The 14,877-nt window shown below is 60.0% G+C and carries 14 protein-coding genes; all 14 read right to left on the reverse strand.

Features of this window, described 5'->3' with window-relative positions:
* Entirely contained in the window at positions 1 to 1,302 is a 1,302-nt protein-coding gene (locus tag LBW87_RS03525; RefSeq protein ID WP_225200036.1) for a calcium-binding protein, read from the reverse strand.
* A gap of 224 nt (positions 1,303 to 1,526) precedes the next feature.
* The gene (locus LBW87_RS03530; RefSeq protein ID WP_225200037.1) at positions 1,527 to 2,441 is read right to left on the reverse strand and encodes a calcium-binding protein; all 915 of its coding nucleotides are present in this window, start codon (positions 2,439 to 2,441) and stop codon (positions 1,527 to 1,529) included.
* Positions 2,442 to 2,488: 47 nt separating this feature from the next.
* The gene (locus LBW87_RS03535) at positions 2,489 to 2,692 is read right to left on the reverse strand and encodes a hypothetical protein (RefSeq protein WP_225200038.1); all 204 of its coding nucleotides are present in this window, start codon (positions 2,690 to 2,692) and stop codon (positions 2,489 to 2,491) included.
* A 77-nt stretch (positions 2,693 to 2,769) separates the two neighbouring features.
* Entirely contained in the window at positions 2,770 to 2,949 is a 180-nt protein-coding gene (locus tag LBW87_RS03540) for a hypothetical protein (RefSeq protein WP_225200039.1), read from the reverse strand.
* 412 nt (positions 2,950 to 3,361) lie between these two features.
* Positions 3,362 to 4,303 carry a calcium-binding protein gene (locus LBW87_RS03545; protein WP_225200040.1) on the reverse strand — a complete coding sequence of 314 codons (942 nt, stop codon included), beginning with the start codon at positions 4,301 to 4,303 and terminating at the stop codon, positions 3,362 to 3,364.
* Between the two features lie 246 nt (positions 4,304 to 4,549).
* Positions 4,550 to 5,848 (reverse strand): calcium-binding protein, encoded by a 1,299-nt coding sequence (locus LBW87_RS03550; RefSeq protein ID WP_225200041.1) that lies wholly within the window; start codon positions 5,846 to 5,848, stop codon positions 4,550 to 4,552.
* An 88-nt stretch (positions 5,849 to 5,936) separates the two neighbouring features.
* Positions 5,937 to 6,869 carry a calcium-binding protein gene (locus LBW87_RS03555; RefSeq protein WP_225200042.1) on the reverse strand — a complete coding sequence of 311 codons (933 nt, stop codon included), beginning with the start codon at positions 6,867 to 6,869 and terminating at the stop codon, positions 5,937 to 5,939.
* A 74-nt stretch (positions 6,870 to 6,943) separates the two neighbouring features.
* Positions 6,944 to 7,744 carry a calcium-binding protein gene (locus tag LBW87_RS03560; RefSeq protein WP_225200043.1) on the reverse strand — a complete coding sequence of 267 codons (801 nt, stop codon included), beginning with the start codon at positions 7,742 to 7,744 and terminating at the stop codon, positions 6,944 to 6,946.
* 144 nt (positions 7,745 to 7,888) lie between these two features.
* The gene (locus tag LBW87_RS03565; RefSeq protein WP_225200044.1) at positions 7,889 to 8,803 is read right to left on the reverse strand and encodes a calcium-binding protein; all 915 of its coding nucleotides are present in this window, start codon (positions 8,801 to 8,803) and stop codon (positions 7,889 to 7,891) included.
* A gap of 67 nt (positions 8,804 to 8,870) precedes the next feature.
* On the reverse strand, positions 8,871 to 9,599 hold the full coding sequence (locus LBW87_RS03570) for a calcium-binding protein (RefSeq protein ID WP_225200045.1): 729 nt from the start codon (positions 9,597 to 9,599) through the stop codon (positions 8,871 to 8,873).
* 125 nt (positions 9,600 to 9,724) lie between these two features.
* The gene (locus LBW87_RS03575; RefSeq protein ID WP_225200046.1) at positions 9,725 to 10,921 is read right to left on the reverse strand and encodes a calcium-binding protein; all 1,197 of its coding nucleotides are present in this window, start codon (positions 10,919 to 10,921) and stop codon (positions 9,725 to 9,727) included.
* Between the two features lie 267 nt (positions 10,922 to 11,188).
* On the reverse strand, positions 11,189 to 11,455 hold the full coding sequence (locus LBW87_RS03580) for a hypothetical protein (RefSeq protein WP_225200047.1): 267 nt from the start codon (positions 11,453 to 11,455) through the stop codon (positions 11,189 to 11,191).
* A 322-nt stretch (positions 11,456 to 11,777) separates the two neighbouring features.
* The gene (locus LBW87_RS03585) at positions 11,778 to 13,085 is read right to left on the reverse strand and encodes a c-type cytochrome (RefSeq protein ID WP_225200048.1); all 1,308 of its coding nucleotides are present in this window, start codon (positions 13,083 to 13,085) and stop codon (positions 11,778 to 11,780) included.
* Between the two features lie 10 nt (positions 13,086 to 13,095).
* Positions 13,096 to 14,877: a GMC family oxidoreductase gene (locus tag LBW87_RS03590; protein WP_225200049.1), complete on the reverse strand. Its 1,782-nt coding sequence runs from the start codon at positions 14,875 to 14,877 to the stop codon at positions 13,096 to 13,098.

The raw sequence follows: 14,877 nt of genomic DNA on the forward strand, positions 1-14,877 counted from the left end.
CTAAACCCAGCTGGCGGCTAGCACCGGGTCCAGCGCGGCGTGATAATTTTCAGGCAAGGATGTGGTTCCCAGCGGCGGCGGTGGAAGAGCGGACATCGCCTCCACCAGTGCATCCACCTTCGCATTTTCCAGAGAGTGAATTTCAGGTTTGGGGCCTTCAAATTGAAACACGCTGGGTAAAATGTCGATGTTATTGGTGCTTAGCTCGAACCGCTCCACACGCTGCGCGTCATCGACAAACCACTTCATTATGGTTACCTCATCATTTGTTCCTATCAGGCTCACCTTCAGGTTATTGCCGACCTTGCGAAACCATAGCTGATCGGGGCTGATGTCGCCCGTCCATCGGATGATGTCGCGGTCGCCGACATGCCCAAGGTTGTATATCGCGTCCGTTCCATCGCCACGCATAAACAAATAGCGATCATTACCCGCTCCGCCACAGAGAATGTCATTGCCTGTACCTCCTGCCAATAGGTCATCGCCGTCGTCGCCTTTCAGCAGGTCAACGCCGGCATCTCCAAAGAGCGTGTCGTTGCCGGACCCACCGGAAAGATAGTCATTGCCTGTGCCACCGCTCATCAAGTCATCACCATCGCCAGCGAAGACAACATCGTTACCCCTGTCCCCTAGCAGAATGTCATCACCTGCCCCCCCTATCACCTCGTCATCTCCATCTCCGCCGTATAAATGGTCACTCCCCAAGCCACCTTCCAAGCGGTCATTGCCAGCTCCTCCTTTCAGAACGTCGGCACCAGGACCACCATCCAGACGGTCATCACCAGGGCCACCATCCAGAAGGTCATCACCAGCCCCACCATCAAGCTTGTCGTTACCTGCTTCGCCATGAAGTTCATCGTTGCCGATACCGCCTGACAATTCGTCATTACCGGCGCCACCGTACAGCCAGTCACGCCCAGCCCCTCCCGAGAGACGGTCGGCACCTGCTCCGGTCTGGAGAATGTCGTCGCCCCCTTCACCGTCAATATCGACACCGAGGTCATCGCCGAGGATCGGGTTATCCTCCTCCGTGCCCTTGATCAGGATATTGCCACCGGCTGTGGAAGGCCACCTGACAAAAGCGCTACTACGCAGCATGTCCAGCTTTCTTGTTTGCGCATTGCTATCAAGGCCGGCAAAAAAAGCTTTTATCGTTCTGCCAGGTTGATCATCACCGAAGCTGATAAAGAGATCATCGCCAACCTGCTCAGCATTTGTATAGGGGAGAAACGGGGTGCGCTCCGGCGCGGTCCGCGTTGTGTTAAACGAAGGAATAGATGTATTTAAAGATGTATAAGACATGAAAACTCCATTCGATGAATGAACAATTACGGTTGAGGAAATTCGCATCAACCACAAAAGACTCAACCCCGGCCAGTAACGGACGAGTGCCGATGTGAAGAACTAGAGTGACCTGTCTGGCAGGCCGATGATGCCGCCGCTGGCCGTTAGGCAGCGGGGTCGCGGGCGTGTGCGGATGTCATCAACCGGCGTCGATGACGGCTCTGCAGAAAATGGTGACGATCTCACTGCCAGCTCTGCGCCAGTACCGGATCAAGGATCTTCTGATAGGCAGGCGCAAGCTGGTGGCTGCCGATGGCAGGCATGGGCAGCGACGCCATCGCAGTCACCAGTGCCTCGACACGCGCTTCGGGAAGGCGACTGCCATCGTCCAGGCAGAATTCGTCAATGCGATTATTCTCCCCCTCGTACCACAGCTTCACGCGTTGACTGTCACCGGTCTCGATGTTGGTGACCAGCAGAGTCTGTCCACTACGCTGGAACCACAACTGGTCGCGGGTAATGCCGCTGCCGTATTCGATACGATCGTTATAGTTGACGCCCGCTGAAGAAAATGAAGAGTCGCCGGCATTCCAGATGGCGTCCTTGCCATCACCTTTTTCGAAGCGATAGATATCGTCGCCTTCCTCGCCGGACAGACTATCGTTGCCCGTTCCGCCGATGAGGACATCGTGTCCCTCGCCACCCAGTAGATTATCGGCACCCTGACCGCCCGTGAGGACGTCGTTTCCGCGTTCTCCCTGCAGCGAATCATGATCATCACCGCCATCGAGGTTATCGTTACCGTCGCCCCCCCGCAGGCAGTCAATGCCTTCGTCGCCCTCGATAATATCGTCACCACCTTCACCGAAAAGCATGTCATTGCCGGACTGTCCCAGAACGATGTCGTCCCGTTCGCCACCATGGATCTCGTCGTCCTGGTCGGATCCCGTCAAGAAGTTGGGCTTGTCTTGCGCCCCCATGAGCAGGTGATGATTAACATAGATGCCCCCCATCGGCCCCGACAGCCGCACCTGGCGCGTTACTGTCTGCGTCTGCGATTGCGGCCGATCCACTTGCGGGTCATCGCCCCTATCGCCCTCCGCTGAATCGTCCTCGAGCGCAAAATGTTGCAACATCGATTGTTCGTCATCCGACATTTGTAACTCCTTTCATTAGTGATACGAAAAAAAATGCGTCAGCGCCTTCACTGCGAGCTTCGCGCCAGCAAGGGCCTGAAAGCCGAGAGCAATTCAGCAGGCAGCAATGCCATGCTGCTCGCCTGTGGAGCGGACGTGGCCATTGCATCGACCAGCATCCCGCCCCTGTCTGCCGTCAGGCGCGTGCCGCTCCCCTGTTCGAAGTAATCGACGTGCTGCGGCGTATCGGCGTACCCGTCAGGCATCGTCATGCTATCGATGCCTTAGATTAGATGCCGTCGATGTCAACGAGCAGGATCGTGTGGAAGGTAAGGCCTTCTCGGCGAAATCAGACCTGTTCGGGACGAATGCCGTAGCACAATCGTACGTAATCGAGGTCACCAGCCGCCTGCTTGACATTGAACACGGTGTCCAGGTCATCACCTCGGCCAAACAGATAGACATCGCTGCCCAGGCCGCCGTCGGGCAGGTCATTGCCAGTTCTTGGCCAGTATCGGATTGAGTGCATTCTGTTAGTCGGGCGAAGAGTGACGGATGCCGATGGCCGGCATCGACCAATGAATCGGCACCCGCCTAGCAGGCGCGTTTCATCGTCAAAGGGGAAGATATCGATGCGGTGCGCAGCGCTCTCGGGTCACTGTTTCACGCATTGGCTGTCACCCTTCTCGAAGGGGATCACTCTCGGATCCTGCATGCCGGAACCACGATTCATCACGGCCAATGCCTACGCCGTCGTTGTAACTCCGCGTTGCACGGCGCCATCATTACCCGCAGCGGCTTGAACAATATAAGTAGTTCTGCAGTAAAGGGAATCAACGTTTGTCTGGCAGGCGACGCTCGCCGCCTGCACAAGCAAGCCCGCGTGCACTGCACGGGCACGCGGGATGCATCGATATCACCTTGGCCGGGCCTATCCAGGATCAATGCCCGCCGCCGGCGCTGCCATCATGCCAGCTCTCCGCTAGCACCGGCGCCAGGATGGCCTGATAGCTGGCCGGTAGCGCAGTCGAACCCAGCGGCGGTGGCGTGAAAGCGGCCATCGCCTGCACCAGATTCTCGACGCGATCCTTACTCAGGCGCTTGCCTGCCTGCTCGCCGTCAACGGGCATGGTGGCAATCGCATCGACCCGCATGGCGGGGGTGCTATACCAGGCGTTCAGCCTTACGCTGTCTCCGGTCTCGAACAGGCTCACTTCGAGGTCATCACCGACGCGCCGAAACCAGACCTGGTCGATGTTGACATCGACCAGATGCAACGTGTCGTTGCCGTTTTCGTCCCGGTTGTCGACCACATCATGGCCGTCCCCTTTCCTGAAGAGATACTCGTCGTCGCCGCCGTTCCCGACAAGATAGTCGTCGCCCGGCCCGCCGTAGATCCAGTCGATGCCGGTGCCGCCAATCATCATGTCATTGCCGCCACGGCCAAACAGGATGTTTTTCCCCGATTCGGCAACCAGGAAGTCCGAGCCTTCACCGCCGTCGAGCGTATCGTTGCCTTCGCCAAGGCCACCGTACAGATAGTCGTCGCCAGCCCCTCCCTCAAGCACATCACTGTCAGCGCCGCCGATCAATACATCCCGGCCGTCGCCTGCAATCGCAATAAGCTGCTCGTCGGTTCCCAACACGACATTGGGACCATTAGTGCAATGCGCAATGTTCTTGATATATTCATGACTATCGATCGGGATATTGCGATTGATGTCCAGCAGCATTGATTCGATCTCGTCCGACCCGAGGTCGGGAAAATAATTCGGCACACGCATGGACTTGCCCGTCACAGGGATAACGATGAGGTCGCGCCCCTGATGCTCGAGCATCGGCACAGGCAGCTGGGAGCGTGTCATTTCCATATTTTCTGACATGATGATTCCTTTGAAAGAAGTGATTGATGCCGCCCGCCTTGCGCCAGAAAAGCCACGGCGCTCATGCCAACGACCACTGCATGATCGGCAGCATGGGCGCTGCAAACCAGAGAAATGCGTCGAGGTCTTCTTGCAAGAAGATCTGATGAACCGCCGGACTTTGTCTCGGGATCGCCAACGGCAAACGCATCAGAACAGGCCCCGCTTACCCTGTCTCTGCGGGACCTGCACGGCTCTCGTCAGAACTCAAGTCCACTTCGCAGCCAGCACCGGCGCCAGGACAGCGCCGCAATCGTTCGGCAAGGAGCTGCTTCCCACGACTGGAGGAGAAAATGCGGCCATCGCGCCGACCAGCGCCTCGATGTCACTTCCCTTCAAATATCGAACGGGTCCACCGTTACTCAGCCTGAACTCGTCCACACGCTGGTCATCATTGAGATACCAATCGACGAAGGTAACGCCCTCTTCTGTCCCCACCAGCGTCACCCGCATTTCATTGTCGACCCGGCGAAACCATAACTGCTCTACCGTGATGTTACCGGTGAACAGCATGACGTCGTAGTCCTGGTCACCGCCCCGATTGAGTATCCAGTCCCGCCCGTCTCCCTTCGTATAGTGATAGGTGTCATTGCCCAATCCACCAATGAGAACATCACTTCCCTCCTCGCCATACAGTTCATCGTTGCCGTCGCCGCCGTTCAGCCGATCATTGCCATCGCCCCCGAAGAGCATGTCGGCGCCCGCTTCGCCGTAAAGCCGATCATCGCCGACGCCACCGAATAGGAAATCGTGATCATCGTCTCCGTAGAGGGAGTCGCTGCCCTCTCCGCCGTGCAGAATGTCACTACCCGCCCTCCCCCTCATGTAGTCATCGCCCTCTCCACCCTCCAATACATCGTCACCCGACCCGCCGCTCAATTGGTCATCACCAACCCCACCATTTAGTTTGTCATCGCCAGGTCCGCCGTCCATGGAGTCGTCGCCAGTCCCACCATCAAGCGTGTCGTTTCCAGCGCCGCCGCGGAGTTCATCATTCCCTGCTTCGCCATGGAGTTCATCGTTGCCAACGCCGCCTGACAATCTGTCATTCCCGGCGCCGCCGTACAGCCAGTCACTGCCTTCCCCTCCCGAGAGACGGTCGGCACCTTCTCCGGCCTGGATGACGTCGTCTCCCGCTTCGCCGTCGATATCGAGACCGAGGTCATCGCCGAAGATCAGGTTATCCTCTTCATTGCCCTTCACCACGAGATTGCCACCGAATGTGGAAGCAGGCTCGACCGAGACACTACTACTCAGCAAGGCCAGCTTGCTTGTTTTCGCATTGCTATCAAGGCCGGTAAAATAATTTTTTATCGTTTTTTTAGATTGACCATCAGCAAAGGTGAACACGAGATCATCACCAACCTGCTCGACATTGGGATATGGGCGAAACACGGTACGCACCGGTGCTGGATCAATCGGGTCGGGTGACGGCACTCTGCGAAACGAAGTATTAGAACTGCTCCCGGATCTATTCGCGGGCGTATTCGTCGATGTATAAGTCATGATAATTCCATTGGATGATTGAACATTGCGGTTGACGCGATTCGCATCAACCACCAAAGAAACAAATCCGGCTAGCACCGGCACCGTGTCATGTTGCGTAGTGCCAGCCAGCGGCCAGCGGCGGCGCCAGGACAGCGAGGTAATCTTGTGGCAAAGAGGTGGTTCCCTCAGGCGGTGGCGAAAAGGCGGACATCGCCTGCACCAGCGCCTCGACCTTTTCCATGTCCAGAGATCGGGTACCGGATTCATAATAGCTAGCATCCGGAATCAGATCGAACCGGTCCACGCGCCGCGCATCGTCCGCATACCAGTCGACGATGGTGACGCTATCATCGGTGCCGATCACGCTCACTTCCAGGTTCTTCCCGGTCTTGCGAAACCAGAGTTGCTCGGCCGTGATACCACCGGCAAATTGCACGACGTCAAGATCGTCAGTGCTGCGCCCGTTCAATATCCGGTCCTGCCCGTCGCCCAATTCGAACACATACCTGTCGTTGCCTGGCCCGCCACGGAGACGGTCGTTACCCAGGCCTCCGTACAGGCGGTCATCGCCGCTGCCTCCATTCAGCAGGTCATCGCCTTCACCGCCCTGGAGCATGTCGTCACCAGCTTTGCCATAGAGGCGATCCTCGCCGTCGCCTCCGACCAGGCTGTCATTTCCAGCACCCGCATATAACCAGTCGTTTCCGTTGCCACCGTCGAGATAGTCGTTGCCCGCGCCCAGCAGGATGCCGTCATCGCCATCACCGGCCGTGACACTGACATCGAAGTCGCCGCCGACCATCACGTCATCGCCGGCGGTCCCCAAGGCCCAGACATCACCACCTACGGCGGGATGACGCTCCAGAGTCACGGGAAAATTCAGGCCCGCCAGCTTGCTCGCGCGCGCATCGCCCTTAAACTCGGAAAGGTAATTTTGTAACTGCCATCTGCGCTGACCGTCGGCGCTGGTCACGACGATATCTTGGCCATTCTGATCGACCGTCGGTACGGCAAGAGGAGCAAGAGCTTCATTGGACATCATGGTTCCTTTGGATAATTGAAGACAAGATCAATGGGAGCACGCCGCAGACCGACGTCGCGCCCGCAACAGCACTATTCCCAGCTGGCAGCCAGCACCGGTTTCAGGGCAGCCTGCACATCGGGTGGCAACTTGCCGGCACCGGGCGCGGGCGCTTCAAAGGCCGACATGGCCTGTACCAGTTGTTCTACCTGGCTGTCGGCGAGCTGTTTGCCGCTGGCCAGTTCGATGTAATCGAGGCGATGCGTCGGATCGCTGTACCATCCACGCACGGTGAGCGTATCCCCGGTCTCCATCAGCGTGAGCTTGAGATGCTTGCCGGCCCGCTCCAGCCAGAGCTGGTCCTGTGCAATGCCGCTGCCCAGGACCAGGCGATCCTCATCGGTGTTGTTCTTGTCGGTGCTGACCACCACATCATGGCCGTCGCCGCGTCCGAACTGGTAGCGATCATTGCCTGCGCCACCGTACAGGCGGTCGTTGCCCGCGCCACCGTCAAGAAGGTCGTCGCCGGCACCGCCGTACAATTTGTCGTCACCGGCGTTGCCGAACAACTGGTCAGCGCCCGCGCTGCCCAGCAAACGATCCCGGCCGTTACCGCCCGACAGGATGTCGTTGCCATTGCCCCCATAGAGCTTGTCGTCGCCGTTGCCGCCATCGAGGGTATCGTTGCCGGCCCCGCCCTTGAGCACGTCGTCGCCCGCCTTGCCGATCAACGTGTCATCGCCCGCCCCACCGTTGAGATGATCCGCGTGGCTGGTGCCTTTGAGGGTCTTTCGTGGCACCGTCGCTGCCACCTGCGTGGCAGGTTCGATAGCGGCTGTGTCGGTGACGTCCTTGGCGGCGACGTCGGACTCGATACGTTTCTTTCTGGCCATGATGATTCCTTTCCATGTGAAGTTAACAACGGGCCTGGCTGGCAGGCCAACGATACAAAGACCGGCATTGGTGCTTGTCTTTGCGATGCTGCTCTGAAATGGTGGTGCAGTTCGCTTGCCGTCGGCGCGGTACGCCGGGCAATCTCACTTCCAGCTCTGGGCCAGCGTCGGGTTCAGTGTCGCCAGATAGGAAGTCGAAAAATGAGGGGTGCCGATGGCGGGCATGGGCAGAGCAGCCATCGCCGCCACCAGGGATTCGACGTGATCGCCCGACAGCGTGCTGCCATCGTCCAGGCAGAATTCGTCGATGCGATAGCCTTCTCCCTCGTACCACTGCTTCACGCGTTGACTGTCACCGGTCTCGATATTGGTCACCAGCAGATCATGCTCGCTGGACTGGAACCACAGCTGGTCGCGGCCGATGCCGCTGCCGTATTCGATACGGTCGTGGTAATTGACGCCCGGTGAAGCTGATGAAGACTCGTCTGCGTTCCAGATGACGTCCTGACCGTCGCCTTTGTCGAAGCGATAGATATCGTCCCCTTCCTGGCCGCAGAGACTATCGTTGCCCGCTCCGCCGATGAGGACATCATGCCCCTCTCCACCCAGCAGAACATCGACACCCGCTCCGCCCATGAGGACGTCGTTTCCGCGTTCCCCTTCCAGCGTATCGGCCCCATCACCGGAATCGAGGGTATCGTCACCGTCCCCGCCCCGCAGGCCGTCCATGCCTTCTTCGCCCAGCAGAATATCGTTGCCACCGTGGCCGGACAGCATGTCATTGCCGCCCTGTCCCATCATCATGTCGTCCAGCTCACCGCCGTAGATTTCGTCGCCCTGCTCGGAACCTATCAAGTAATTGAACTTGCCTTGCTCCGCATTGAGCAAGTGTTTTCGACCATCCATGGTCCCCATGGGGCCCGACAACTGCACCTGCCGCAACACTATCTGCGCCTGCGATTGCGGCCGGTCCATTTGCGGGTCGTCGAGCATATCGTCCTCAAGTGAATCGTCCTCGACCGCAGAATGCTGTACCAGCGATTGTTCGTCATCCGACATTTGTGACTCCTTTCCAAGTAGTGATACGACACATAGAAACGGCAAATAAAAAATCGCACCAGCGCCTTCACTGCCAGCTTTGCGCCAGCAACGGCCTGAGCGTCGTGAGCAACTCGGCAGGCAGCGATGCCACGCTGGTCACCTGGGGATCGAACGAGGCCATCGCATCGACCAGTACCTCGACCTTGTCTGCCGTCAGGCGCCTGCCGCTGCCCAGTTCGAAGTGATCGACGCGCTGCGGGGTAGCGGCGTACCAGTCAAGCATCGTCAGGCTGTCGATGCTGTCGATGTCATTGAGCAGGATCATCTTCAGATTGACGCCCTCTCGGCGAAACCAGACTTCCTCGCGATGAATGCCCTGGCACAATCGGACGTAATCGAGGTCACCTGCCGTGCGCTCGGCGTTGACCACGGTGTCCTGGCCATCGCCTCGGCCGAACAGGTAGATATCGCTGCCCAAGCCACCGTCCAGCAGGTCATTGCCGGTGCCGCCATCGAGGATGTCATTGCCTTTCTCACCATGCAGACGGTCGCCACCGTCGCCCCCCAGCAGGAAGTCGGCGCCCCGTCCGCCCAGGATCTGGTCGCGTCCATCGCCGCCATACAGGATGTCGCGCCCCACGCCACCGTAGAGAAAGTCGTTGCCGGGGCCACCAAAGAGCGTGTCGTTGCCGCGCTTACCGTCGAGCACGTCGTCGCCGTCATCGCCCAGCATCCGGTCGTTGCCACCGCGTCCCAGCATCACATCGCAATCCTGGGTACCGATCAGCACGCTGCCGCCCGACCTGGCGGTCATGGTCTTGCCTGCGCGAAGCACCGGGATGCCAAGACTCCCTCGATCCGTAGACGCAGGTCCGCGTTCAGGCAAACGCCTGGCCAGCGGGAATCCACTCCCTTTTCTGTGAATTTGCGGGGGGTTCATCATGCCGCGGCCTGCCCGCCCAGCCAGCTACTGGCGATCAACGTGGTCAACTGGCCGTGGTCTTGCGCGAGCGCCTGGCTAGCCGTCGACGATGGCAACGGCATGGACGCCATGGCAGCGACCAATGCATCGATCTTGTCCGGCGCGATCGATTTCTCGCTGGCCAGTATCAGGGTGGTGAAACCGGCAGCGGCGCCGGCGAACCAATTCTTCACCTCGAGCGAATCGGTAGCACCGATGATCGATATCGCGAGGTCGTCGCCGATGCGCCGGAACCAGAGCTGGTTTTCGTCGATGCCCTGGCCAAAGTGAACGCAATCGGCATCGCCGGCAGTATTGCCGTCACTGACGATGACGTCGTGCCCCGAACCACGCCCGAAAAAATAATAATCGCTACCCGCGCCCCCCACGAGGCGGTCATTGCCGGCGCCGCCATACAGCGCGTCGTGGCCGGCGCCGCCGTCCAGCACATCGTTACCTTCGCCGCCGTACAGCAGGTCATTGCCCCCCCGCCCCTCGATGACATCGTCGCCGCCACGCCCCTCGATCCAGTCGGCCGAAGCGTAGCCAATCAGGCGCTCGCCACGCGACGAACCATTGAGCACCCGCTCCTTGACCGTGGCTGCGGTCCAGGTAGTGGCGTCATCGAACCTGAATTGATCGATCGCATGGGGCGTGCCGCCGTCGCCGCTGAAGTAGTCCAGCACCCGCGCCGAGGCATGCATCACGGGGACTTCGATCGTCAGGTCGTCGTCGTCCCGCTGCACGAAGACCATGCCGGGGACGACGCCCTTGGCAAACAGGATCATGTCGCCCTCGCCCGATACGGCGCCGCCGGCTGCGTTATCGATCACGTCGTGACCTTGCCAGTTGCCGACCACGTAGATATCGGCGCCGGCGCCGCCACGCAGCACATTGTTGCCGGCATCGCCTGAAAGAAAATCGTCGCCAGGACCACCGCAGAGGACATCGTTGCCGCCCTGGCCGTGCAACTCGTCATTACCGACGCCGCCGTCCAGATCATCATTGCCCTGGCCGCCGTACAGCGCGTCGTTGCCAGCTACGCCCGCAATGACATCGCCGTCCGGACCACCCAGCAACAGATCGTTGTTGTCGGTGCCGATCAACACCCGGGCATCGTCGGCAGTGCCACTGTCGGGTTCATTAGCGGAAGGCTGGATGGGGGGCTGGATCATGCGGTTCTCCTCTGAAGGCTGGGTTCACATCGGCAGCACCAGGCGCTACCTGCGGACTTGCATGGGCCGATACGGCCACCCCAAAAGAAAATGCGCGAACAACAGCAAGTTGTCCGCGCAGAGATGAGGCGCCGGTTCAGTTCTGCAGAACGCAGCGTAGGCAAAGGAGAACACGCACCGGGAAAATCCGGTGCATCTGAAAAGCAATGTCGAAAAAACGCCAGCCGGCCAACGCCCGGGCTGACGTGAGAAGAAAGGTATCGACGCTCAGCGCAACAGGTTGATCCGGGGCGACACGTCTTCGCTGCGCAAGCGACTGCCACGCAGCCAGGTACCGATCAATACCCGATGACGCGGGTACTTGTCGCCCAGGTAACGTTCGACCTCCGCCCAGTCACGCATCTCCAGCCACTCGCCGATCTGGCGCAAGTCCTGGTGCGGTACCGGAAGTTCCATGTGAAATTCGAGCGCCGAATTCTTCTCGGGCGTGGCGTAGTCGCACAACATGTTGAAGTTGAGCCGGCCAGCAGTCATGGGAGTTCTCCTAGGTGAAGTAGACCGATCCGGTATCACACCAGACGGCACGACCACTTTAGGAGACATTGCAGAATCAAGGCATCGTCGATGTTCGAACTATCGAATTATCTTTATGTTCGGTGATCGTGTTTTATGACGGATTAATGAATTGGCACGCCCCCCCTTCGCTAGCTACCGCATCGTATCTTGCCAACTGCCGCATCAGTGACTGCGACAGCTCGTCAATCCTGCGCCAGTCCGGGGATCGTGCACGCACATAAAAAATGCGGCCACCCATTTCCGGGTGACCGCATTGCGCTACTGCCTTGATGCGTCAGGCCTACTGCTTGGCTACCGGCGCGCTGCCGATTTCCACGCTGGTCTTCGGCGGCAAGGTCTTGCGTACCTTGGCCACTTCGTCCGCCTTCACGGCGCCGGCGCTATTGCCCCAGCTGCTGCGGATGAAGGTCACCACGTCGGCCACTTCCTGGTCCGACAGGCGTGCACCGAAAGCCGGCATCGCGAACTGCGTCGGTGCGGTCTGGGTCCACGGCATCTCGGCCCCTTCGAGCACGATGCGGATCAACGATGCCGGGTTCTCCGCATTGACCGTCGGCGACAACGCCAGCACCGGGAAGGTCTCTTCGTAACCCTTGCCGCTGGAGCGGTGGCACGCCGCGCAGTTGTTGAGGAAGGTCATCGCGCCGTTGCTCTGGTCGCTGCCCTTTCGCAATGCCTGGTGCGTCTTGTCGTCGTAGGCCAGCGGCGCCACGCCAGACTTGACCGGCGCCAGCGACTTCAGGTACTTGGCGATCGCCGTCAAGTCTTCGTCACTGAGATGCTGGGTGCTGTTGGCGACCACATCGGCCATCCCGCCAAAGGCGGCCGAATGGCTGTTGCGACCGGTCTTGAGGAAGGCCACGATATCCGCCTCGCTCCAGGTGCCCAGGCCATCGCGTGGATCGGCGCGCAAGTTGCTGGCCAGGTAGCCATCGATCACGCCGCCCGACAGGAACTGCGTGCTGTCGTCGCTCAGCGCCTTCTCTTGCATGCCCACGCCGCGTGGTGTGTGGCAAGCGCCGCAATGGCCCAGGCCTTCCACCAGATAACGGCCCCGCACGATCGGGCTGTTGTCGTCAGCACCGTCGACTGCCACGCCCGGCGCAAACACCTTGCGCCAGATCGACAGCGGCCAGCGCATCGACAGCGGCCAGACGATATCGACATTGCGGTTAGGCACAGGCTCGGCCTTCACGCCATTCATGAAGTACGCATACAGCGCCTTCACATCGGCCGGCTTGACCTTGGCATACGACGGATATGGCATGGCCGGGTACAGCGAAGCGCCATCCTTGCGGATGCCGTGACGCAATGCCTGGTCGAACTCTGCCTCGCTGTAGTTGCCCAGCCCATGTTCCTTGTCGGGCGTGATGTTGGACGAATACACGGTGCCGATGGGCGTGGCGATCGGCAAGCCACCCGCGAAGGGCTTGCCACCCTTGGCGGTATGACAGGCGACGCAGTCGCCGGCCTTGGCCAGGTATTCGCCACGCTTGACCAGCTGCGCATCGACATTCTGGGCCGAGCTAACGGCCGCGGACAGGGTCATGACTGCCGCGCAGGCGGCGATGAAATAGTGCTTGATCATGTTCTTATCCTTATGCCTGGACCAGCGGACCTGGGTTCTTCAGATACTGCTCACGGATCGCCTTGGCCGAGAAGTAAGCCAGTGCCGTGACCAGGCCGGTCGGGTTGTAGCCCATGTTCTGCGGGAACGCCGAGGCGCCGTAGACGAACACGTTGGGCACATCCCAGCTTTGCAGGTAGCGATTGACCACGCTGTTCTTGGGCGTGGTGCCCATGATCGCGCCGCCGGTCAGGTGGGTCGACTGGTACACGCGGGTGTCCCACGACGAGCCGGTCTTGCGCACCGCCTTGACCACCTTTTCCGGATTCATCGCATGGCCGACCTTTTCCATCTGGTCGCCGATGTAGGTCAGCATCTTGCCTTCGTTTTCCTTCCAGTTCAGCGTCATGCGCAGCAGCGGCTGGCCGTTGGCGTCCTTGTAGGTCGGATCGAGCGACAGGTAGCAGTCACGGTAGGCCATGACCGAACCCGACATGCCGATGGTCAGGGTGCGCTGATAGGCGTCCTGCACGCTGCCCTTCCACTCCGAACCCCAGTTGGGTACCTTCTCGCCCGGCATGGTGCCGGCCTGCTTGATGGGACGACCACCGTAGCGCACGTGACGGATCGACGCGCCGCCGATGAAGCCCAGCGGACCGTGGTCGAACTGGTCGGCGTTCAAGTCATCCATGCCGACGCCGCCGGCGCCGGTGCCGATGAACGGGTTGAACTGGGTGCCCTTGGGCATGACCACGTTGATGCCGCCGTTGTACTGGTAGGCGAAGTTCTTGCCCACCACGCCTTCGCCGCTGACCGGGTCATACGGCTTGCCGATGCCCGACAGCAGCAGCAGGCGCACGTTGTGCGTCTGGAATGCGGTCAGCAGCACCAGGTCGGCCGGTTGCTCGACCTCGCGCCCTTGCGCATCGATGTAGGTCACGCCGGTGGCGCGCTTGCCGGAAGCGTCCAGGTTGACCTTGATCACCTGCGCCTTGGTGCGCACCTCGAAATTCTTGCGCTTGAGCAGCACCGGCAGGATGGTGGTCTGCGGCGACGCCTTGGAGTACATGTAGCAACCGTAGTTTTCACAGAAGCCGCAGTAGTTACAGGGGCCGATGCGCACGCCATACGGATTGGTGAATGGCGCCGAGGCATTGGCCGCAGGCGCCGGATAGGGGTGGTAGCCGACATCGCGCATGGCCTTCTCGACCAGCGAAGCGCTGTACTGGTACTGCAGCGGCGGGGTCGGAAACTCGCTGGTGCGGGCGCCTTCCAGCGGATTGCCGCCGGCCACGATCTTGCCATTGAGGTTGCCAGCCTTGCCGGACACCGCCATCACTTTTTCCGAGAAATCGTAGAACGGTTCCAGTTCGGCATAGGTCACGCCGTGATCCTGGATGGTCATGTCTTCGGGGATGAACTTCTTGCCGTAGCGGCGCTCGTGGTGCGAACGCATCTCGAGCTCTTCGGGCAGGTTGCGGTACATCATGCCGTTCCAGTGGAAACCGGCGCCACCGACACCGTCGCCCAGCAGGAACGATCCATGCTGGCGATACGGCACGGCGACATCGGCCACGCCATAGCGAATCGTCACGGTCTCGCGTGACAGATCCTGGAACAGCGCGCCGCGCACCGAATACTTGAGTTCGTCGACGGCCTTGGGGTAAGGCGTGTCGGCGTTGGTGTCGCGCATGTCGCCGCGTTCCAGCGCCAGCACGTTCAGGCCGGCTTCGGTCAGTTCCATGCCCATGATCGAGCCGGTCCAGCCCAGGCCCACCATCACTACATCCACTTTGTCTTTTTTAATCGCCAT

This window comes from Herbaspirillum sp. alder98 (genome assembly GCF_020179755.1).
Taxonomy (GTDB): Bacteria; Pseudomonadota; Gammaproteobacteria; order Burkholderiales; family Burkholderiaceae_D; genus Herbaspirillum.

Coding starts and splice junctions, on each gene's coding strand:
- LBW87_RS03525 (WP_225200036.1), bottom strand. CDS start 1,302: ATGTCTTATACATCTTTAAATACATCTATTCCTTCGTTTAACACAACG.
- LBW87_RS03530 (WP_225200037.1), bottom strand. CDS start 2,441: ATGTCGGATGACGAACAATCGATGTTGCAACATTTTGCGCTCGAGGAC.
- LBW87_RS03535 (WP_225200038.1), bottom strand. CDS start 2,692: ATGACGATGCCTGACGGGTACGCCGATACGCCGCAGCACGTCGATTAC.
- LBW87_RS03540 (WP_225200039.1), bottom strand. CDS start 2,949: ATGCACTCAATCCGATACTGGCCAAGAACTGGCAATGACCTGCCCGAC.
- LBW87_RS03545 (WP_225200040.1), bottom strand. CDS start 4,303: ATGTCAGAAAATATGGAAATGACACGCTCCCAGCTGCCTGTGCCGATG.
- LBW87_RS03550 (WP_225200041.1), bottom strand. CDS start 5,848: ATGACTTATACATCGACGAATACGCCCGCGAATAGATCCGGGAGCAGT.
- LBW87_RS03555 (WP_225200042.1), bottom strand. CDS start 6,869: ATGTCCAATGAAGCTCTTGCTCCTCTTGCCGTACCGACGGTCGATCAG.
- LBW87_RS03560 (WP_225200043.1), bottom strand. CDS start 7,744: ATGGCCAGAAAGAAACGTATCGAGTCCGACGTCGCCGCCAAGGACGTC.
- LBW87_RS03565 (WP_225200044.1), bottom strand. CDS start 8,803: ATGTCGGATGACGAACAATCGCTGGTACAGCATTCTGCGGTCGAGGAC.
- LBW87_RS03570 (WP_225200045.1), bottom strand. CDS start 9,599: ATGACCGCCAGGTCGGGCGGCAGCGTGCTGATCGGTACCCAGGATTGC.
- LBW87_RS03575 (WP_225200046.1), bottom strand. CDS start 10,921: ATGATCCAGCCCCCCATCCAGCCTTCCGCTAATGAACCCGACAGTGGC.
- LBW87_RS03580 (WP_225200047.1), bottom strand. CDS start 11,455: ATGACTGCTGGCCGGCTCAACTTCAACATGTTGTGCGACTACGCCACG.
- LBW87_RS03585 (WP_225200048.1), bottom strand. CDS start 13,085: ATGATCAAGCACTATTTCATCGCCGCCTGCGCGGCAGTCATGACCCTG.
- LBW87_RS03590 (WP_225200049.1), bottom strand. CDS start 14,877: ATGGCGATTAAAAAAGACAAAGTGGATGTAGTGATGGTGGGCCTGGGC.